The organism is Pseudoxanthomonas sp., assembly GCF_035999195.1.
Lineage (GTDB): Bacteria > Pseudomonadota > Gammaproteobacteria > Xanthomonadales > Xanthomonadaceae > Pseudoxanthomonas_A.
In genome coordinates, this window is record NZ_DASYGY010000007.1 from 127,690 (window position 1) to 145,930 (window position 18,241).

Genomic DNA, 18,241 nt, shown 5'->3' on the forward strand with positions numbered 1-18,241 from the left:
TACAATGGCAGGACACAAGGCAGGACACATTCCTGGTTTGCGTCCTGCAGGAGAATCAAGGACTTAGGGTCGGGTTGACTCGATCCCCCTCTCTCCGCCAGTTTCATCGCGTTCTGCTTCGGCGGAACGACGGCGAACCGCGCTCCGGCGCGGTTTCGTGTCTATGGTGGCCCCGTCGGCCCCTCGCGACGCTAGGTCGAAAATCCCGCCAGGGCCGGAAGGCAGCAACGGTATCGACTGATGCGGGCGCCGAGGTCAGCCGGCGGGGCTACCGCCTTTTCGGGGATTGGCTATTCACTGACTCATGCCGTTACGACGGCATCACTGCGATCGCGGCGGGAACATCGCGGGGCGCGGTCAGCCGGCGGTGCTACCACCTTCTGGGGCATCGGCGTTGCGACGGCATCATTGCCATCGCGGCGGACACATCTTGGGGCGCGGTCAGCCGGCGGGGCTACCGCCTTTTCGGGCATTGGCGATTCACTCTCCGCTGCCGTTGCGACGGCATCAGCGCCATAGTCGCGGACGTACCGCGGGGCGCCCTACTCCGCGACGATGCCCAGCGCGTCAGGCTCGCGGCCGGTGACCCAGTAGTCGATCACCTGCCAGCGCTGCGTGTCGATCACCGCGATGCGGTCGCCGCCACTGATGGCCACGTAGGCGCGCGGTCGGTCGGCTGCGACCACCACGCCGATCGGCAACGCCGCGTTGCCCAGCATCGTGGACTGGTAGGTCACGTCATCGCGCGACAGCGGTACGGTCGCGACCGGCACCTTGGTGCGGGCGTCGAACACGGCCAGCGTCGCCGCACGGGCATTGGTGACGAAGGCCAGCGTGCCGTCGGCCGAGAACACCACGCGGATCGGGAAGCCCTTGCTGCTCATGCGGCGCTTGACCGCCAGCGTGCGCGGATCGTGCACGGTCAGCGTGCCGTCCTCGCGATTCGTCACCCACACTTCGGCGCCATCGGGACGGACCGCCACGCCTTCGGCGCCCTTGCCGGCCGGCCGCTCGACGGTCTTTGAGCCGGCCTGCAGGTCGATCCGGCTGAGCGTGCCGGACCGGATCTTGGTGAGGTACGCGACCTGGCCATCCGGCGACAGCGCGATCATGTGGCCGGTACCGGCGCCGACGTCGATTTCGCGTTCGATCTCCCCCGTGTCGACATCCACGATCAACACGCTGGCCGATGCCTCCGTCGTCACCAGCACGCGGCGGCCATCGGGCAGGAAGCGCAAGCCGTGCGGCGCCCCGTGCTGGCCCAGGTCGATGGAACGCGTCGGCGTGCCGCCGACCAGGTCCAGCACCGACAGCGTACTGCCGGACTTCGCGTCGCCATAGTTCGTCACCACCGCCGAGCGGCCATCCGGCGCGACCGCGATCTCATGCGGCGCCTCGCCGGTGCGGAACTCGCCGGTCCGGCGTCCATCGCGCAGCGACAGGCGCCAGACCGTATCGGCGGACTTGTTGCCGACCAGCAACTCGGCGGCGTCTGCGGTCGACGGCAGCATGCAGACCAGCGTCGCCAACATCAGAACGGAGGGCAATACGCGGATCATGTTCCCGCGTCCTCGGCCATCGGATGCAGCCAGTCGGCGTCGCCTTCGCGATAGTGCTCGCGCTTCCAGATCGGCACGCGCCGCTTCACCTCGTCGATGATGTAGCGGCAGGCATCAAAGGCGGCCCCGCGGTGCGCCGCGCTCACGCCCACCCACACCGCCAGGTCGCCGATCGCCAGCGTGCCGACGCGATGCACGCAGCCGGCCTCGATCACGTCGAACCGTGCCTTCGCCTCGGCGAGGATGCGTTCGCCTTCGCGCTCGGCCAGCGTGGCGTAGGCCTCGTAGTCGAGGCCGTCCACCGCGCGTCCGGCGTGATGGTCACGGACCCAGCCTTCGAAACTGGCATAGCCGCCGGCGCGCGGATCCAGTACCTGCGCACGCAACCGGGCGATATCCAGCGGCGCCTCCGACAACAGGAAATCCGCCATGCTCAGCCTCCGCTCACGGGCGGAATGAAGGCGATCTCGCTGTCCGCCGTGGGCGTGTCGCTCCAGCGCGCGAATTCCCCGTCCACCGCGACGCGCAGATGTTCGCGCGGCCACGTGAAACCATGGCGCGCCTGCACGTCGTCGTACAGGCCGGCGAGATCCCCGGCATTCGTCGAGATCGTTTCGCTGGGGATACCGGCACGCTCGCGAAGGCTGGCGAAGTAGAGCAGCGTCACCGTGGTCATAGCATCGTCCCCACGTCGCGCTTGCCGCCGCGCTTGGCCACGAGTTTCGCCGGCCCCAGCACGATCCCGTGCGACAGCGCCTTGCACATGTCGTAGACCGTGAGCGCGGCCACGGTGGCGCCGGTCAGCGCTTCCATTTCGACGCCGGTGCGATGGACGGTACGTACTTGGCAGTCGATGCGCAGCGTGGCGTCGCCGTCCCAGTCCACGGCCAGGCGGCAGCCGTCGATCGGCAGCGGATGGCAGAACGGAATCAGTTCGTGCGTGCGCTTCACCGCCATCGTGCCGGCGATGATCGCCGTGTCGACGATGCCACCCTTGGCGCTGCGCAGGCCGCTGCGCCGCAGTTCGCGCGCCACGTCGGCGGGAAAGCGCACGCGGCAGGTGGCCAGCGCCTCGCGTGCCGCCGACGGCTTGCCGGACACATCCACCATGGCGGGACGGCCGGCGGCGTCGAGATGGGTCAGGGTCTTGCGGGGCATGCGGATCCTGCGCGGTTCAACCGCCGATAAGATACATCTCGACACGCCGCCGGTCCCGTACTTCCGGGCTGCCGCGCAGTTCGCTGTAGCGGTCGCCGCGCGCGCGCCACAGGTCCGCCACGTGCGCGGCCAGCGCTTCTTCGCCCTGCGCGACCACCGCGCGCAGATCGCTGCCGTCCGCCGCGAACAGGCAGGTGAACAGACGCCCGTCCGCGGAAACGCGCGCGCGATGGCAGTCGCCGCAGAACGGCGTGCTCACCGAGCTGACGAAGCCGACTTCGCCGCCGCCATCGTCGAACCCGTACCTCTCCGCCACCTCGCCCCGGTACTCGGCCTGCCGCGGATGCAGCGGCCAGCGCGCGCCAATGCGGTCGCGCAGCACCGAGGACGGCACCATCCGGTCGTGGCGCCAGTCGTTGCTGCCGCCCACGTCCATGAACTCGATGAAACGCACCACATGGCCGGTGCCGCGGAAACGTTCGACCAGCGGCAGCACCTGATCCTCGTTGACGCCGCGCTGCACGACGGCATTGATCTTCACGTGCGCGAAGCCGGCCGCCACGGCGGCGTCGATGCCGGCCAGCACGTCCTCCACCCGGCCGCGTCCGCCCGACATCGCGGCGAACACCGTGGGATCCAGCGCATCCAGGCTCACCGTGATGCGTCGCAGGCCGGCCTTGTGCAGCGCCTGCGCCTGCGGCGCGAGCAGCATGCCGTTGGTGGTCAGGGCGATGTCCTCCAGCCCGGCAATCGCCGACAGGCGACGGACCAGGTCGGGCAACCGCTTGCGCAGCAGGGGTTCGCCGCCGGTCAGGCGCAGCTTGCGCGTGCCCAGCCGTACAAACGCACGGACCAGCGTATCGATCTCGTCGAACGACAGTCGCTGCGACGCGTCGGTGCCGTAGTCCTCCGGCACGCGGTCGGCCGGCATGCAGTACCCGCAACGGAAGTTGCAGGCATCGATCACCGACAGGCGAAGGTCGTGCAGTGGGCGTCCCAGCCGGTCGCGTGGCAAGGCGGCGTCGTTCACGGCAGCGTCGTCGGCAGCGGGTCCGCCAGCGCCAGGCCATCGCCTGCCGCGGCGACGCGATACCCGCGCGCGCGCAGCGCTTCGGCATCGTCCACGCTGGCGTAGTGGTACAGCACGCAGCGCGCGAGCAGGGCCGCCGGATATTCGCGCTCCAGGTCGTCGATGCCGCTGTGCGACGGATTGCCGTGCAGCGCGCAGTCGTGCGCGATCACCTCGCCGGCATCGGCATGGCGCGCGAGCATTTCGGGAATCGGCCGGGTGTCTCCGGTCCACACCACGCTGCCGCGCAGGCGCAGGCCGAAGGCCGTATCGGGCCAATGGTGCCGCACCGGAAACACCTCCAGCCGCTGCCCGTCATGCCAGAACGCATCGTCGACCGGAATCAGCTGGAACGCATCCCAGAAATTCGCGCCGCCTTCGGCCAGCACGTTCGGATAGCTGGCGATGCGCTGGTGCAGCACCGGCACCAGCGGCGCCGGCACGTACAGGCGCACCTGGCCGCGTCGCACCGCGTCGAAATAGCTGGCCACGAACAGCCGTTCCATGCCGGCCACATGGTCCAGGTGCACGTGGGTGATGAAGAGCGCATCGGGCATGCCGCCGTAGCGGGCCTGGTAGGCGGTGAGTCCTTCTCCGCCGCAGTCGATGGTCAGCCAGGGCGCGCCGTCGCGCTCCATCGTCGCCATTGCCGAGCCCAGTTCGACGGCGCCGGCATTGCCCACGCCCAGGAAGCGCAGCGTCCAGCCCACGTCAGTAGCCCCGCGACCAGGCGTGGTCGTAAGCGCGCCGCAGATGGGCGAAGTCGTGGCCGACCGCTTCCACGCTGCGCTTGCCGCGCAACTTGAGCAGGGAGCGCCGCAGCCGCGCGAGGTTCTGCTCGCGCCAGGCGGTGGCGGGAATGCGCAGCCGGCCCCGGTCGAAGTCGATCAGCCAGCCGTGACCGCTGGCGTCGAACAGGATGTTCTGCGCGTTGAGGTCGGCATGGTCCAGCCCGGCACGGTGGAAGCGCGCCACCAGTCGCCCGGTGCTTTCCCACGGCGCCCGCGCCTCCGCGTGGCGGGCGATGTCGGCCAGCGTCCGCACCTCCGTCAGCCGCTCCAGCAGGATGGCCGCACGGTAGAACATGCCGTCGCGCACGTAGCTGGCCGCCACCGGGCGCGGCACCGGCAGGCCGCGCGCCAGCAATGCACGCGTCAACCGGAATTCGGCGAAGCTGCGTGTGCGGTCCGGCCCGTGCCACAGGTAGCGGTCCTGGCTGAAACGCGCCGCCAGGCCGCCGCGCCGGTAGTGGCGCAACACGCACTGGCTGGACGGCGCGTCGATGAACCAGGCACTGCCACGCCCGCCGCTGTCGACCGGCCGCGCGCGATCGCCCCACTTTTCCGGCACGAACCAGTCCGGGTCCGCTTGCCGCAGGTGTTTGCGGTCGAACAGAATCGCACCGTATCCGCGGCCTTCGCGGAACGGCGTCAGGGATTCCGAAGCGTCAAAACCGACCATCCAGCGAGTCTAACAACACTTGTCCTCGATTCCCCACTCACTGTGCCTGCTGCGCCTGTCCGCCCTCGGCGACGTGACCCATGTCGTGCCGCTGGTGCGCACCCTGCAGCGGCACTGGCCGCAGCTGCCGCTGCACTGGGTGATCGACAAGGGCGGCTTCAGGCTGCTCGACGGGCTGGAAGGCGTGACCTTCCACACCTACGACAAGCAGACCGGCTTGGCCGGCATGCGGGCGCTGCGCCGCGAACTGCCCGGACGTTTCGATGCGCTGCTGCAGATGCAGGTGGCCCTGCGCGCCAACCTGCTGTCGGCGTTCATCCCCGCCCGCCGCCGGATCGGTTACGACCGCAGCCGCTCGAAGGACCTGCACGGGCTGGTCGTCAACGAGCGCATTCCCGATCGTCCCGGTATCCATGTGCTGGACGCGATCGGCAGCTTCTGCGAACCGCTGGGGCTGAAGCAGACCGAGGTGGTGTGGAACCTGCCGGTGCCCACGGAGGCGCATGCCTGGGCCGCCGCGCAATGGCCTGCCGACGGGACGCGGACCCTGGTGATCTCCCCGTGTTCCAGCCACGTGCGCCGCAACTGGTTCGCCGACCGCTACGCCGCCGTCGCCGACCACGCTGCCGCCCAGGGCTGGCGGGTGGTGCTGTGCGGCGGCCGCAGCGAACTGGAGCGGCAGACGGCCGATGCCATCCTCGCCGCCATGCAGTCGCCGGCGCTGGACCTGGTGGGCAAGGACACGCTGAAACAGCTGCCGGCCCTGCTGGCGCGCGCGGATCTGGTGATGACGCCCGACTCCGGCCCCATGCACATCGCCAATGCCATGGGCACCGCCGTGCTTGGCCTGCATGCGGCCAGCAACCCGCGCCGCAGCGGCCCGTATTCGAGCATCCGCTATTGCGTGGACCGCTACGACGATGCCGCGCGCCGTTACAAAGGCAGGCCCGCAGCCGAGCTGAAATGGGGCACCAAGATCGAACACGACGGCGTGATGGACCTGATCACCGTCGACGATGGCATCGCCGCCTTCGAACGGTTCCGGCAGGACCATCCCGGCGCATGAGGCCGCGCGCCGGCACCCTGATGCTGTGGCTGTTCCTGGCATCGGGCTTCGCCGGCCTGCTCTACCAGTCGCTGTGGTCGCATTACCTGGGCCTGGTGGTGGGCCACGCGGCCTACGCACAGAGCCTGGTGCTGGCGATCTTCATGGGCGGCATGGCGCTGGGCGCGTGGGCGGCAGGACGCGCCATGCCGCGCTGGAGCCGGCTGCTTCGCCTGTATGCGGTGGCGGAAGCGCTCATCGGCGTCTACGGCCTGGCCTTCCATCCGCTGTTCGACGGCTACCTGCACGTATCGCAGGCGATGGTGCTGCCGTGGCTGGGCGCCCGTGCCGCCGCGCAGGCCTATCCCTGGGTCACGGCCGCACTGATGCTGATGCCGGCCTGCGTGATGCTCGGCGCGACCTTCCCGCTGCTCAGCGCGGGTTATCTGCGCACGATTCCCGGACCGCCGGCCCGCGCGCTGGGCGGACTGTATTTCAGCAACAGCCTGGGCGCTGCGCTGGGCGCGCTGGCGGCGACGTTCCTGCTGCTGCCGGCCTGGGGCCTGCCCGGCACGCTGACGCTCGCCGGCACGATCAACCTGCTGGTGGCAGCCGGCGCATGGTGGCTGTCGCGGCGGCTGGACGCGTCGGCGCGTGCGGCCGCTCCCACACCACCCTCCGAGTCCGCCCCCGCTTCAGCCCGTCCGGCACCGCCGCGCCGCCCCCTGGCCGGGATGCTGACCGCGATCGCCCTGCTCTCGGGCGCCTGCTCGTTCGTCTACGAGATCGGCTGGATACGTCTGTTGAACCAGGCGCTGGGCACGACGCTGCATGCGTTCGAGCTGATGCTCGCCGCGTTCCTGCTGGGGCTGGCCTTCGGTGGTGCCTGGGTCTACCGGCGCGCCGCACGCCTGGGCGATCCGCTGCGGATCGCGGCGATGGCGCAGATCGCCATGGGCGTGGCGGCGCTGCTGTCGCTGGTGGCCTTCGCGCAGTCGTTCCGCTGGGTGGGCGCGCTGATGGACGCGTTGGCCCGCAACGACGGTGGCTACGGTCTGTTCATGCTCGGCAGCGCCGGCATCGCCCTGCTGGTCATGCTGCCCGCGACTTTCTTCGCCGGCATGACGCTGCCGCTGTTCACCCTGGCATGGCTGCGCGCAGGCGGTGGCGAAGCCGGCATCGGCCGGCTGTACGCGGCCAACACCGTCGGCGCGATCCTGGGCGTGGCGCTCATGCTGCACGCCTTGATCCCGCTGCTCGGCGTACGCGCCGGCATGATCCTCGCCGCCGCCGGCGACATCACCCTGGGCTTCTGGCTGCTGGCGCGCAGCGAGCGGGAGGTATCGCCACGCGGGGTCGCCACCGCGATCGCCGCGCCCCTGCTGGCGGTGGTGTTGTGCGTCACGGTGGGACCACCGGACCCGCGGGAACAGGCCGGCGGCGTATTCCGGACCGGCGCCGCGCGGCTGGACGACGGCAGCCGGGTGGTCTTCCTCCGCGACGGCAAGACCGCCACCGTCAGTGTCGTCGCCTCGGACCACCACGGGTCGGCCGCCCTCGCCACCAACGGCAAGTCCGATGCCGCGATGGCGCTGGACATCGCGCTGCCGCCCACCGGCGACGAACTGACCATGGTGGCGCTGGGCGCATTGCCGCTGGCCGCGCATCCCGCCCCGCGCCGCATCGGCGTGATCGGGTGGGGTTCGGGTCTCTCGACGCATACGCTGCTCGGCAGTCCGGCGGTGGAGCGCGTGGACACGGTGGAGATCGAACCGGCCATCCATGAAGGCGCACGCCGCTTCGGCGCCCGCGTGGCGCGCGCGTACGACGATCCGCGCTCGCACGTGCACTTCGACGATGCGCGCCGCTTCTTCGCCCGCCAGGGCGAGCGCTACGACGTCATCGTGTCCGAGCCCTCCAATCCCTGGGTCAGCGGCGTCGCCAACCTGTTCTCGCGGGAGTTCTACGCGTTCCTGCGCGGACGCCTGGCCGACGACGGCGTGCTGGTGCAGTGGATGCAGACCTACGAGATCGACGATGCGCTGCTCGCCAGCATGCTGGCCGCCCTGCTGTCGGAGTTCCCGCAGGTGGACCTGTACCTCTCGCACGATGTCGACCTGATCGTCGTGGCCCACGCCGGCCGGCGGCATCGCGCCGATGCCGCACGCTGGGACACGCCCGCCCTGCACCGGGAACTCGCCCGCACCGGCCTGGGGGACGACGCCTCGCTGGCGATGCGGCATATCGGCGACGAGCGCGTGGCAGGACTGTTCGTGCGCGCAATGCGCGCTCCCGCGCACAGCGACTACACCCAGCACGTGGCGCTGCGCGCACCGGCGACGCGTTACCGCCGCGACTATTCGCAGACGCTGCAGCATCTGGTCGACAACGGTCTGCCGGTGCTCGACCTGCTGGCAGGACGGCAGCCGGTCGCGGCCGATGCCGTGGTCAAGGCCTTGCCCGAGCACCGCTTCACCCTCGGGCACCGTCACGCGGTGATGGCCGCCGCGTTGATGCGCGGTTCGACGGTCGACCCCGTGGAGCGCGCCACACTGCCACGCGGCCTGGCCATGTCCATCGAAACCCTGCGCGGCCTGTCGCCCTTCGCCCACGAAGACCCCGCGCTGTGGATGGACGCCGCCGCCGACGTGGCCGAAGCCACGCTCGGCGTGCTTCCGGCCGACGACCTGCAGGGGGTGTGGGTCGACCCCGCCTGGGCGAGGGACGCGGACGGTGTGCCCGCCATCGCCGAGGTGCTGGCGATGTACGCCGACACCGCGCGCCGGGATCCGCCCGCCATGGCGGCCACGGCGAAGACGGTGCTGTCGTCACCGCATCCGGTCAGTGCGCGGATACGCGAACAGGCCCTGGTGATCGCCCAGCTGTCGGCGCTGGCGCAGGGCGATGGCGCCGCCGTCGAGCCGCTGCACCAGGTCCATGGCGACCGCGTCGCGCGCGCCGAGCGCTATCGCATGGTGCGCTACCTGCTGCGCATTCAGGGGGCGTCCGCGGTCCGGTAGTCCTGGTAGGACTTCTCTTCCACGTAGGCCGAACCCAACGCCAGGTTGATCGCCTTCTTGATGCGGGCGCGCTCGTCGTTCTCGATGTAGACGCTGCGGGCCAGGCGGACGAAGTCCTCGTCGAACGCCTGCGCCTTCTCCTTCAGCCGTACGTCGTCCTCGATGGCCCACAGGCGCTCGTTGACGGCCTTCAGCTGGGCCCGCAGCGCGACGATGTCGTGGCCGGCCACCGGATGCGCCATCCAGGTCTTCTCCAGCGCGGACAATTCGTCGCGCACGTGCGCGAGTTTGGCCGGATCGGTCATCCGCTCGGACTTGATCTGCAGGATGGCGATCTTGTCCAGCAGCTCACCGAAGGACACGGGTACGAGGATCTCGGACATGGGGGGACTCCGGCGAAAGGGCGCCATTCTAGCGCCGGGGCGATCGCGGCCCTGTTCACTGCGGACGACCGAAAACGCAAAAGCCCCCTGTCGGGGGCTTTCATGAAACTGGCGGAGAGGGAGGGATTCGAACCCTCGATACGCTATTAACGTATGCCTGATTTCGAGTCAGGTACATTCAACCACTCTGCCACCTCTCCGGTGGCCCCGGGCTTCCCCGAGGGCGTGAATGATACGTGGCGGGCCGCATCCGGACAAGCGCGGCGATCCGTGCGGGCCGTCCGGCATCACGTCGCCTGCACCTCGATGAACCCCGACAGGCCCTTCCCGCGACCTTTGCCTTGCCCGATGTCCTGTCCGACCGGATCATTGCGTATGACCGGATAGGAAAAAACCGTCCGCACAGACAGGGCACCATGATCGAATTCGGCCACATCTCCCACGTCGGCCTCAGGCGCGAGCTGAACGAAGACACCTACTATGGCGACAGCGAGCTGGGCCTGTGGCTGGTGGCCGACGGCATGGGCGGCCACGCCTGCGGCGAAGTGGCCAGTGCGCTGGCGCGCGAGACCATCGTCCGCGAGATCCGCGACGGCACGCCGCTGGCGCAGGCCATCCGCATCGCCGACGAGGAGATCATCCGCACTTCGCGCCGCCGCAACGACACCCTGCCGATGGGCACCACCGTGGTCGCGGCGCGTATCCAGGGCAACCGCTTCGAGGTGGCGTGGGTCGGCGACAGCCGTGCCTATCTCTGGCGCGAGGGGCAACTGGCCCAGCTGAGCCAGGACCACAGCTACGTGCAGGAACTGATCGCCCAGGGCACCCTGACCAGCGAACAGGCGCGCACCCATCCGCACCGCAATGTCGTGACCCAGGCGCTGGGCGTCACCGATCCGAACCACCTCAACGTGGAAACGATGACTGGGGAACTGCGTCCCGGCATGCAGCTGCTGCTGTGCAGCGACGGCCTGACCGAGGAAGTGGACGATCCCAGCATCGCCGCCACGCTGAAGCACGACGACTGCAGCGCGCAGGAATGCGTGGACACGTTGATCGCCGCAGCGCTGGACGGCGGCGGCTCGGACAACGTCACCGCCATCCTGGTGCGTTGCCACTGATCCGCCTCAGCGGCGCGGCATTCCGCCCGTCGCACGGTGGGACGGAATGAAGACACGGATCAAAGCGGATCAAATCCAATCAGGCGAAGCAGAATCGCGAATGCCCCGTTTTATCTGCCTTGATCCGCTTTGATCCGTGTCGTAAACGCTTTTCCACGCTGCTCCGCTGATCCGCCTTGGTCGGTGTCGCGACCGCTTTTCATCGCATCCGCCGGGATCAGGAAGCTTCCAGCACCGGCGGGTCCCACAGGCAGCGACCGCCGGATTTCTTCCGCAACGTCGCCAGGCGCGCTTCGTGCGCTGCCAGCTCGTCGGCGGACACCGCGACCCGCGGGCGGGCGCCGGCGAGCGCCGGATCGAAGGACAGGGTCGCCGCCACCGTCGTGCCCGGCGCCGCGTCCTCGGCGCCGCCGAAACCGATCTCGCGCTGGCCGGCGGTCAGGTGGAGATAGACCTCGCACAGCAATTGGGCGTCCAGCAACGCGCCATGGAGTTGACGGTGCGTGTTGTCCACACCCAGGCGCTTGCAGAGCGCATCCAGCGAATTGCGCTGGCCGGGAAAGCGCTGCCGCGCCAGCAGCAATGAATCCTCCACGGTGACGCGGTCGGCCAGGCGGCCGTAATGCTCGCCCAGGCGCGACAGTTCGTAATCGAGGAAGCCGACGTCGAACGCCGCGTTGTGGATGATCAGTTCCGCACCGTCGATGAAGGCCAGGAACTCGTCGGCGATCGCCTCGAACAGCGGCTTGTCGGACAGGAACTCCAGGCTGAGGCCGGTCACTTCCGCCGCGCCCTGCTCGAACTCGCGCTGCGGGTTGATGTACTGGTGGTAGGTCCGCCCGGTGGGCCGTCGTTCCAGCAGTTCGACGCACCCTATTTCGACGACGCGATTGCCCTTCTTCCACTCCAGGCCGGTGGTTTCGGTGTCGAGGACGATCTGGCGCATCAGGCGGCGGCTTCCATGGGCAGGGGCAGGCGGAACAGGTCGAGCGGGTGCGCGACGTGCGGCAATACGATCATTCTGTCGAACTCGAATCCCAGTTTCTGCAACAGGCCGATCGAGGCCACGTTGTCGGGATTGACGATGGCGCGCAGGCAAGGGAGGCGGAGCCGCCGGCCGGCATCGGCGATGACCGCTTGCGCCGCCTCGTGCGCAAAGCCCTGCCCGGCGTGGGCGGGCAACAGCGCGTACCCCAGGTCGGGGCCGTCCAGTCCCTCGCGCCGGACCAGGCCGCAGTTGCCGATCAGGGCACCGGTGTCCGTACGCCGGATGGAATACATGCCGAATCCGTGCTCCGCATAGCTGCGCACCGCGCCGTCCCGCAGGTAGTCGCGCGCCTGCGCCAGCGTCCGCACGCCGCGGTCGGCGATATGGCGGATGAAGGCGGGATCGTTGAGCAAGGCGAGCATCAGGGCGGCATCGGCATCGTCGCGATCGGACATCGCACGCAGCTGCAGGCGCGGTGTTTCCGCGATCACCTCGCCGGGCAGGACCGGCACCGTCACGCCACCGCACCATTGCGGAAGCGCACGGCCGCGTTGCGCGCCAGCACGTCGACGCGTTCGTTGTCGGGGTCGCCGTTGTGACCCTTCACCCACTTCCATTCGATCCTGTGGCGACCGGTGGCGGCATGCAGGCGCTCCCAGAGATCGCGGTTCTTGACCGGATCGCCGCCGGCGGTCTTCCAGCCTCGCCGGACCCAGCCCGGCAGCCATTCGGTGATGCCCTGCCGCACGTACTGGGAGTCGATGTGGAGCGTGACCTCGCAGCCCTCGGTCAGCACTTCCAGCGCAGCGATGGCGGCCATCAGCTCCATCCGGTTGTTGGTGGTCTGCGCCTCGCCGCCGACGACTTCGCGCTCCTTCTCGCCATAGCGCAGGAGCGCGGCCCAGCCCCCCGGGCCGGGATTGCCCAGGCAGGAACCATCGGTGTGGATGCTGACGTGCTTCATGTGTCCTCGTGGTCGGAATCAGGCGGCCGGCGCGGCGCGCCAGGCGCGCGCCACCGGCGCCGGGGGAATGAGGCCGGCCACGCGCTTCTCCGCCTCCAGCAGGCGCGCGGCGCGGAAGGGAGCCGGGCCGTGGCCGGGCGCATCGGGCACGGCCCGCCAGACGGGGCCGTAGTGCAGGACATGCGGCGAGGCGGCCAGTCCGGCCGCCGCCAGCTGCAGATGCCACTGGCCCAGCGTCCGCGGCACCAGGCCGGCACCGCGCCAGCGCAGGCGATAGGGGCTCCAGGGATTCAGCACGAACAGCCACAGGCGACCGCCCGGTTCGAGCACCCGTGCGCACTCCTGCAACAGCGGCTGCGGGTCGCCGGCATCCAGCACGTGTTGCAGCACGATGGCGCCCACGGCCTCGGTGGGCAGCGGCAACGGCAATCCGCATTGCACGTGTCCGGTCAGGCGGCGGGAGGTGGCGTCCGCCTGCAGGCGGACGCCGCGCGTGGCCGGCGCGGCGCCCTGGGCCGGATCGCTGCCCGGGGGCGCCACCCACAACCAGGGCTGGGGGGACCGGCTGGTGAGCGCCTGGCTGAGCCGCGCGTGCTCGGACGTCAGGATCGACCCGCCGTGGCCCGTCCCGAACCATGCGAGGGGATCGGGTTGACGGGTAAACGCGAACGCAGGCATGTTCGGATTGTAGAGGACGCCGCCCCCGGGCGTCCGTCACCCGCCCGGAGTCCCTCCCCCGATGCGTCTGCTTGCCCTGCCTGCTTTCGAGGACAACTACATCTGGGCGCTGGTCGACGACGAGGGCGACGCACTGGTGATTGATCCCGGTGACGCCGCCCCGGTGCTGGCCGCCACCGGCAACGGCCTGTGGCCGGCGGCGGTGCTGGTGACCCACCACCACGCCGACCATGCCGGCGGCATTGCCGCCCTGCGCGCCCGCTGGCCCACCCTGCCCGTGTTCGCGCCCGATGACGACCGCATTCCCGACGCCACCGAGCGCGTGGGCGATGGCGACGTGGTCCGGGTCAAGCACTGGCGATTGTCGGTACTGGCGGTGCCCGGACATACGCGCAGCCACATCGCTTTCCACGGCGGAGGCAGCGACGGCCCGCCACACCTGTTCTGCGGCGATACCTTGTTCAGCCTGGGCTGCGGCCGCCTGTTCGAAGGCACGCCGCCACAGATGCTGGCCTCGCTGGAGCGCCTGGCGGCGCTGCCGCCGACGTCGCTGGTGTGCTGCGGCCATGAGTACACGCTGGCCAATGGCGCGTTCGCCAGCGCCGTGGATCCGCACAATCCCGCGCTGCGCGACCGTGTGCAGGACGCCCACGCCATGCGCCAGGCGGGGCGCCCCACCCTGCCGGTGACACTGGCCAGCGAGATCGCGACCAATCCGTTCCTGCGGCTGGACGCCGACGCCATCCGCGCGGCGGTGTCCCATCGCCTCGGTCGGCCGCCCGCCGACCGCGTGGAGACGTTCGCGACCCTGCGGCAATGGAAGAACGATTTCCGCGCATGAAGCCACCTCGTCCCCTGCATCTTGCGCTCCTGGTCGCAAGCCTCGCCTCGATGCCGCACACCGCCCCCGCCGCCGATCCGCCCGCGGAGGCGCAGGTCGTCCAGGCCGGGCTGCCAACGGATCCGGCCGGCGTGCCCGCCAGCCATCAGCGCAGCGGACTCGAGATCTACCAGCGCTTCCGTGATGGACTGGCCGACCCCGAGTGCGACAGTCAGGCCACCAACGGACGCTGGAAGAAGCACTTCGGCTACGCCCCGGGCCAGCTCGCGCGCGCCGAGGACGACGTGCTGCCCCTGTTCGGCTACGTGGTCGACGCCCTGCGCGAGGCGCACCTGCCCACCGAATTCGCGCTGATTCCATTCGTGGAAAGCGGCTACAAGCCGGGAGCGCGCAATCCGCAGGGGCCGGCAGGGCTATGGCAGTTCATCGGCATCACGGCGCGCAACCAGGGCGTGCCGATGCGCGAGGGCTACGACGGCCGACTGTCGCCCGTGGATTCCACCCAGGCCGCGATCCGTTATCTCAAGACACTGCATGGCATGTTCGGCGGCGACTGGCGGTTGGCGGTGATGGCCTACAACGCCGGCGAGTACCGCGTGCTGCAATCGATGCGCCGCGCCGGCATGAACGCGCGCAATGCGCGTCCGGCGGAACTGCCCGGACTGTCCGGCATCACCTACGCTTATGTCGAGAAGCTGCACGCGCTGGCGTGCATCTTCCAGCAGGCCGACGATCGCGATGCCTGGCTCAGGCAAATGGATCGTCCGGTACCCCGCCTGACGGCTCACGTCCTGCCGGGCGATGCCACGCTCGAAGGCTGGGCCGCGCAGCATCAGCAACCGGCGGCCTTGCTCAAGCGCCTCAACCCCGCCCTGGCAGGCCGCTTCAGCCGGGGCACCAAGCCGATACGCCTGCTGGCGCCGTCGGACACAGGAACGGACGAGGCCGCGACGACCGCGATCGCACCGGTACCCCCGACGGCCGTCGCTGCGGTGGCCCCCGCCCCGGCCGACAACGCCGGCGCCCCACGCACGTACACCGTCCGGCGCGGCGACTCCGCCTGGACCATCGCGCGTCGCTACGGCATCACGCCCGCGCACCTGCTGCGGATGAACGGCCTGGAGGTCGACGCCGTGCTGCATCCCGGCATGGTGCTGAAGCTGGACGACGCTACCGACTGACGCACCATGCGGTAAAAAAGAATCCCGCCTGACGGCGGGATTCGCTTGCGACCGGACGTGCGGGCTCAGAGCCGATCTTCGAAGACCTTGACCTTGAAGCGCTTGCGCAGCGCATCCACGTAGGCCTGCGTGGCGATGCCGCCATTGAGCTGGATCAGCTGCTGCTGCATGTTCGCGCGCTCTTCCGGCGGCATGTCCGCGATGGCGCCGTCGGTCACCTTGTTGACGGTGAAGATGGCATAGGCGCCGCCGTCCAAGGCCACCTTGCCGGCGATGACCTTGCCCTGGGCGGGACGACCCGCCGCGAAGATGGCCTCATTCGCCTCTTCCGTCGGCATCGGCATGCCGCGACGCAGGCCGGGCAGCTCGTTGAACTGCAGACCGTCGGCTGCGGCGACCGCCGCCAGCGACTCGCCCTTCTGCACCCGGGCCACCAGTGCGTCGGCGGCGGCCTGGGCTGCCTTCGCCTGGCGGTCCGCACGGATGGCCAGCACCACGGCGTCGCGCGCCTTGTCCAGCGGCAATGCCTGTTCGGGCGTGTGCTGGGCGACGCGGATCACCACGCTGTGGCTGGGCGCGATCTCGATGGGATCGCTGATGGTGCCGTCCTGCACCAGCGTGTCGGAAAACGCCGCGCGCAACACCGCCGGCACCGTCGCGATGCCCTGCGGCTGGTCACGAGAGAACGGGCCCACCTTCTGCAGCGGCAGACCGGTGGCCGCGGCCGCCGGCGCCAGCGCGGTCGGGTTCTTGAGGGTCTCGTTGACCACCTTGCCGGCCAGATCGTTGTAGGCGCGGTCGCGCTCGCTCGCGGCTTCTTCCGCCGCCAGTTCGCCGCGTACTTCCTCGAAGCTGCGGCCGGTGCCCGGATTGACCTGCCTCAACTGCAGCACGTGGTAACCGAAGTCGCTCTTGACCGGGCCGCGGATCTCGCCGACCTGCATGGCGAATGCCGCATCCTCGAACGGCTTGACCATCGAACCGTCCTTCGCGAACGGCGGCAGTTCGCCGCCGGCGTCCTTCGAACCCGGATCCTCCGAGTTGGCACGCGCCAGCGCGGCGAAATCGGCGCCTTCGCGCGCCTGCTTGGCCAGCGCGGCGGCCTTGTCCTCGGCCTTCTTCTGCGTGGCGGCATCGGCGCCCGCGTCGGCCGCGATCAGGATGTGCGCCACCACGCGCTGCTCGGGCGACATGAAGCGCGACTTTTCCGCCTCGTAGCGCTTGCGCAGCGCGGCCTCGTCGGCGGCCGTCGCGACCGGCAGCGTCGCGCCGTTGATCTCGAGATATTCAAGCGAGACCTGCTCGGGTTGCTTGAAGTCGCTCTTGTGGCTGTCGTACCAGGCCTTGATCTGCGCATCGGTGACGGGAGCCGTGTCTGCGGCGACCGGCGGCAACAGCGCGATGCCGATATCGCGCGTTTCGCCCAGCAGCTTCCACATGCGCGCCTGCTCGCCCTCGGTGACGAAGTCGGACTCGCCGATCGCCTGCGGCACCAGCATCATGCGCAGCCGCTCGCGCTGCTGTTCCTCGAACTGCAGCGGCGAAATCGCAGGCACCTGCGACGACAGCAGCAACTGGTACTGCTGCGGACTGAACTTGCCGTCGATCTGGAAAGCCGGCTCGCTGGCGATCATCTTCTGCACCGCCGCGTCGCCCACCACCACGCCTGCGCGCCGGGCACCGAGCGCCAGCACCTTCTGGTCGATCAGCTGCTCCAGCACCTTGCGCTTGTTGTCGGCGCTCTCGAACTCGCGGGGATCGAACGCCTCGCCCATCGCCTGGCGCTGTTGCTGGCGAGCCTGCTCGAAGGCCGTGCGGAAATCCTCCTGCGTGATCTCTTCGCGCTGCCACAACGTCGACACGGGCCACCACTGCGGCGCGGACTCCCACCATGTCGGCGGCGCCTCGACCAGCGCGACGTCGCCGGCGGTGCCGCCGGTCACGTATTCGTTCACGCCGACGAAGGCGAACGGAATGATCAGCAGACCCAGGATCAGGCTGGCGATCCAGCCGGAGGTTTTGTCGCGGAGTTTCTGCAGCATGTGCGCACGGGACCCGAATTCGTTCAGCCGTGCAGTTTAGCGTGCCCGCGCAACGGCGTCTCGCCATCCGGCGGATGTTCCGGTTCGGCAGGTCGCGGGATGCCGGCGAGGCGCAGACAGCAAAAAGCCCGCTTTCGCGGGCTTTCTGGGTGAAATGGCGGAGTGGACGGGACTCGAACCCGCGACCTCCGGCGTGACAGGCCAGCATTCTAACCGACTGAACTACCACTCCGCGCTGAGACGAACATTGTAAGACGATTTCCGCGGTTTCCGCTAGACCATCCGACAATTTTTTTGATCCTGCATCGCCCCGATGTGGTGGGTGCTGAGGGTTTCGAACCCCCGACCCTCTCCGTGTAAGGGAGACGCTCTACCGCTGAGCTAAGCACCCGGGTGATCGCACCCTGCCATCGGCAGCGAGTCGATTAGTTTACGGCATCCTTCAGGGCTTTGCCAGCCTTGAACGCCGGGTTCTTGGACGCCTTGATCTTGATGGTGTCGCCGGTCTTCGGGTTGCGACCCGTGCGAGCGGCACGCTTGCGGACCTGGAAGGTACCGAAGCCGACCAGCGTCACGCTGTCGCCCTTCTTCAGGGCCTTGGTGATGCTGGAGATGACGGCGTCGACGGCACGGCCGGCTTCGGCCTTGGACACTTCGGCTTCGTCGGCGACGGCATCGATCAATTCGGTTTTGTTCATTGAGTAACTCCCTGTGCGGCACAACCGCGGAAT

At 69.4% G+C, this 18,241-nt stretch carries 19 protein-coding genes, 3 tRNA genes and 1 other RNA gene; 6 read left to right on the forward strand and 17 right to left on the reverse strand.

Translation table 11 applies throughout. The features are described from left to right. Window positions 1-172: 172 nt before the first annotated feature. Window positions 173-269: signal recognition particle sRNA small type (gene ffs / locus VGN58_RS05300), an RNA gene on the forward strand. 273 nt (window positions 270-542) lie between these two features. Here the strand turns inward: ffs and VGN58_RS05305 are convergent. From VGN58_RS05305 to VGN58_RS05335, 7 genes are read right to left on the reverse strand one after another with little or no spacing between them, the layout of a single operon-like run. Continuing rightward, complete coding sequence (locus VGN58_RS05305; RefSeq protein WP_327482273.1) at window positions 543-1,559, reverse strand: beta-propeller fold lactonase family protein; 1,017 nt, start codon at window positions 1,557-1,559, stop codon at window positions 543-545. Beyond that, entirely contained in the window at window positions 1,556-1,990 is a 435-nt protein-coding gene (locus VGN58_RS05310; RefSeq protein ID WP_327482274.1) for a molybdenum cofactor biosynthesis protein MoaE, read from the reverse strand. Before VGN58_RS05310 ends, VGN58_RS05305 begins: the two co-directional genes overlap by 4 nt. 2 nt (window positions 1,991-1,992) lie before the next feature. Then, window positions 1,993-2,235: a MoaD/ThiS family protein gene (locus VGN58_RS05315; protein ID WP_327482275.1), complete on the reverse strand. Its 243-nt coding sequence runs from the start codon at window positions 2,233-2,235 to the stop codon at window positions 1,993-1,995. Next, window positions 2,232-2,717, reverse strand: a complete 486-nt coding sequence (gene moaC, locus VGN58_RS05320; protein WP_327482276.1) for a cyclic pyranopterin monophosphate synthase MoaC — start codon at window positions 2,715-2,717, stop codon at window positions 2,232-2,234. Before moaC ends, VGN58_RS05315 begins: the two co-directional genes overlap by 4 nt. Before the next feature lie 16 nt (window positions 2,718-2,733). Next, the gene (gene moaA, locus VGN58_RS05325; protein WP_327482277.1) at window positions 2,734-3,747 is read right to left on the reverse strand and encodes a GTP 3',8-cyclase MoaA; all 1,014 of its coding nucleotides are present in this window, start codon (window positions 3,745-3,747) and stop codon (window positions 2,734-2,736) included. Beyond that, complete coding sequence (locus tag VGN58_RS05330) at window positions 3,744-4,496, reverse strand: MBL fold metallo-hydrolase (protein WP_327482278.1); 753 nt, start codon at window positions 4,494-4,496, stop codon at window positions 3,744-3,746. The genes moaA and VGN58_RS05330 overlap by 4 nt, the downstream gene beginning before the upstream one ends. Window position 4,497: 1 nt before the next feature. After that, the gene (locus tag VGN58_RS05335) at window positions 4,498-5,247 is read right to left on the reverse strand and encodes a 3-deoxy-D-manno-octulosonic acid kinase (protein WP_327482279.1); all 750 of its coding nucleotides are present in this window, start codon (window positions 5,245-5,247) and stop codon (window positions 4,498-4,500) included. Window positions 5,248-5,266: 19 nt separating this feature from the next. On the opposite strand from VGN58_RS05335, the gene VGN58_RS05340 reads away from it, so the two are divergent. Continuing rightward, a complete protein-coding gene (locus VGN58_RS05340) occupies window positions 5,267-6,313 on the forward strand; it encodes a glycosyltransferase family 9 protein (RefSeq protein WP_327482280.1) in 1,047 nt (348 codons plus the stop codon). Then, window positions 6,310-9,312 carry a spermine synthase gene (locus tag VGN58_RS05345; protein ID WP_327482281.1) on the forward strand — a complete coding sequence of 1,001 codons (3,003 nt, stop codon included), beginning with the start codon at window positions 6,310-6,312 and terminating at the stop codon, window positions 9,310-9,312. The genes VGN58_RS05340 and VGN58_RS05345 overlap by 4 nt, the downstream gene beginning before the upstream one ends. Here the strand turns inward: VGN58_RS05345 and VGN58_RS05350 are convergent. Both VGN58_RS05350 and VGN58_RS05355 read right to left on the reverse strand, forming a co-directional pair. Continuing rightward, window positions 9,288-9,695, reverse strand: a complete 408-nt coding sequence (locus VGN58_RS05350; protein ID WP_327482282.1) for a DUF6165 family protein — start codon at window positions 9,693-9,695, stop codon at window positions 9,288-9,290. The two genes, VGN58_RS05345 and VGN58_RS05350, sit on opposite strands and share 25 nt — an antisense overlap. A 109-nt stretch (window positions 9,696-9,804) precedes the next feature. Beyond that, window positions 9,805-9,895 (reverse strand) — tRNA-Ser (locus VGN58_RS05355). Between the two features lie 216 nt (window positions 9,896-10,111). Here VGN58_RS05355 and VGN58_RS05360 point away from each other — a divergent pair. Then, complete coding sequence (locus VGN58_RS05360) at window positions 10,112-10,816, forward strand: PP2C family serine/threonine-protein phosphatase (protein ID WP_327482283.1); 705 nt, start codon at window positions 10,112-10,114, stop codon at window positions 10,814-10,816. A gap of 217 nt (window positions 10,817-11,033) precedes the next feature. Here VGN58_RS05360 and dnaQ read toward each other — a convergent pair whose 3' ends face one another. Genes dnaQ through VGN58_RS05380 form a run of 4 tightly spaced genes read right to left on the reverse strand, consistent with a single transcriptional unit; the run spans window position 11,034 to window position 13,446 of the window. Then, entirely contained in the window at window positions 11,034-11,762 is a 729-nt protein-coding gene (gene dnaQ / locus VGN58_RS05365; protein ID WP_327482284.1) for a DNA polymerase III subunit epsilon, read from the reverse strand. Continuing rightward, window positions 11,762-12,322 carry a GNAT family N-acetyltransferase gene (locus VGN58_RS05370; protein ID WP_327482285.1) on the reverse strand — a complete coding sequence of 187 codons (561 nt, stop codon included), beginning with the start codon at window positions 12,320-12,322 and terminating at the stop codon, window positions 11,762-11,764. Before VGN58_RS05370 ends, dnaQ begins: the two co-directional genes overlap by 1 nt. After that, window positions 12,319-12,768 carry a ribonuclease HI gene (gene rnhA, locus VGN58_RS05375; RefSeq protein WP_327482286.1) on the reverse strand — a complete coding sequence of 150 codons (450 nt, stop codon included), beginning with the start codon at window positions 12,766-12,768 and terminating at the stop codon, window positions 12,319-12,321. Before rnhA ends, VGN58_RS05370 begins: the two co-directional genes overlap by 4 nt. Window positions 12,769-12,786: 18 nt before the next feature. Next, complete coding sequence (locus VGN58_RS05380) at window positions 12,787-13,446, reverse strand: class I SAM-dependent methyltransferase (RefSeq protein WP_327482287.1); 660 nt, start codon at window positions 13,444-13,446, stop codon at window positions 12,787-12,789. Between the two features lie 61 nt (window positions 13,447-13,507). Here VGN58_RS05380 and gloB point away from each other — a divergent pair, with 61 nt between their 5' ends. Continuing rightward, complete coding sequence (gloB, locus tag VGN58_RS05385) at window positions 13,508-14,287, forward strand: hydroxyacylglutathione hydrolase (protein ID WP_327482288.1); 780 nt, start codon at window positions 13,508-13,510, stop codon at window positions 14,285-14,287. Continuing rightward, on the forward strand, window positions 14,284-15,468 hold the full coding sequence (locus VGN58_RS05390; protein WP_327482289.1) for a lytic transglycosylase domain-containing protein: 1,185 nt from the start codon (window positions 14,284-14,286) through the stop codon (window positions 15,466-15,468). Before gloB ends, VGN58_RS05390 begins: the two co-directional genes overlap by 4 nt. Before the next feature lie 65 nt (window positions 15,469-15,533). Here VGN58_RS05390 and VGN58_RS05395 read toward each other — a convergent pair whose 3' ends face one another. The 4 genes from VGN58_RS05395 to VGN58_RS05410 form a co-directional block, all read right to left on the reverse strand. After that, window positions 15,534-17,510, reverse strand: a complete 1,977-nt coding sequence (locus tag VGN58_RS05395) for a SurA N-terminal domain-containing protein (protein ID WP_327482290.1) — start codon at window positions 17,508-17,510, stop codon at window positions 15,534-15,536. A gap of 155 nt (window positions 17,511-17,665) precedes the next feature. Then, window positions 17,666-17,742 (reverse strand) — tRNA-Asp (locus tag VGN58_RS05400). A gap of 84 nt (window positions 17,743-17,826) precedes the next feature. Further along, window positions 17,827-17,901: transfer RNA gene (locus tag VGN58_RS05405), tRNA-Val, on the reverse strand. Window positions 17,902-17,935: 34 nt separating this feature from the next. Next, entirely contained in the window at window positions 17,936-18,241 is a 306-nt protein-coding gene (locus tag VGN58_RS05410; protein ID WP_268793387.1) for an HU family DNA-binding protein, read from the reverse strand.

What these genes read in the sequence shown, in the direction of transcription:
- VGN58_RS05305 (WP_327482273.1), bottom strand. Translation starts at nt 1,559, where the DNA reads ATGATCCGCGTATTGCCCTCCGTTCTGATGTTGGCGACGCTGGTCTGC.
- VGN58_RS05345 (WP_327482281.1), top strand. Translation starts at nt 6,310, where the DNA reads ATGAGGCCGCGCGCCGGCACCCTGATGCTGTGGCTGTTCCTGGCATCG.
- VGN58_RS05310 (WP_327482274.1), bottom strand. Translation starts at nt 1,990, where the DNA reads ATGGCGGATTTCCTGTTGTCGGAGGCGCCGCTGGATATCGCCCGGTTG.
- VGN58_RS05350 (WP_327482282.1), bottom strand. Translation starts at nt 9,695, where the DNA reads ATGTCCGAGATCCTCGTACCCGTGTCCTTCGGTGAGCTGCTGGACAAG.
- VGN58_RS05335 (WP_327482279.1), bottom strand. Translation starts at nt 5,247, where the DNA reads ATGGTCGGTTTTGACGCTTCGGAATCCCTGACGCCGTTCCGCGAAGGC.
- gloB (WP_327482288.1), top strand. Translation starts at nt 13,508, where the DNA reads ATGCGTCTGCTTGCCCTGCCTGCTTTCGAGGACAACTACATCTGGGCG.
- VGN58_RS05390 (WP_327482289.1), top strand. Translation starts at nt 14,284, where the DNA reads ATGAAGCCACCTCGTCCCCTGCATCTTGCGCTCCTGGTCGCAAGCCTC.
- VGN58_RS05360 (WP_327482283.1), top strand. Translation starts at nt 10,112, where the DNA reads ATGATCGAATTCGGCCACATCTCCCACGTCGGCCTCAGGCGCGAGCTG.
- moaC (WP_327482276.1), bottom strand. Translation starts at nt 2,717, where the DNA reads ATGCCCCGCAAGACCCTGACCCATCTCGACGCCGCCGGCCGTCCCGCC.
- VGN58_RS05315 (WP_327482275.1), bottom strand. Translation starts at nt 2,235, where the DNA reads ATGACCACGGTGACGCTGCTCTACTTCGCCAGCCTTCGCGAGCGTGCC.
- rnhA (WP_327482286.1), bottom strand. Translation starts at nt 12,768, where the DNA reads ATGAAGCACGTCAGCATCCACACCGATGGTTCCTGCCTGGGCAATCCC.
- dnaQ (WP_327482284.1), bottom strand. Translation starts at nt 11,762, where the DNA reads ATGCGCCAGATCGTCCTCGACACCGAAACCACCGGCCTGGAGTGGAAG.
- VGN58_RS05395 (WP_327482290.1), bottom strand. Translation starts at nt 17,510, where the DNA reads ATGCTGCAGAAACTCCGCGACAAAACCTCCGGCTGGATCGCCAGCCTG.
- VGN58_RS05380 (WP_327482287.1), bottom strand. Translation starts at nt 13,446, where the DNA reads ATGCCTGCGTTCGCGTTTACCCGTCAACCCGATCCCCTCGCATGGTTC.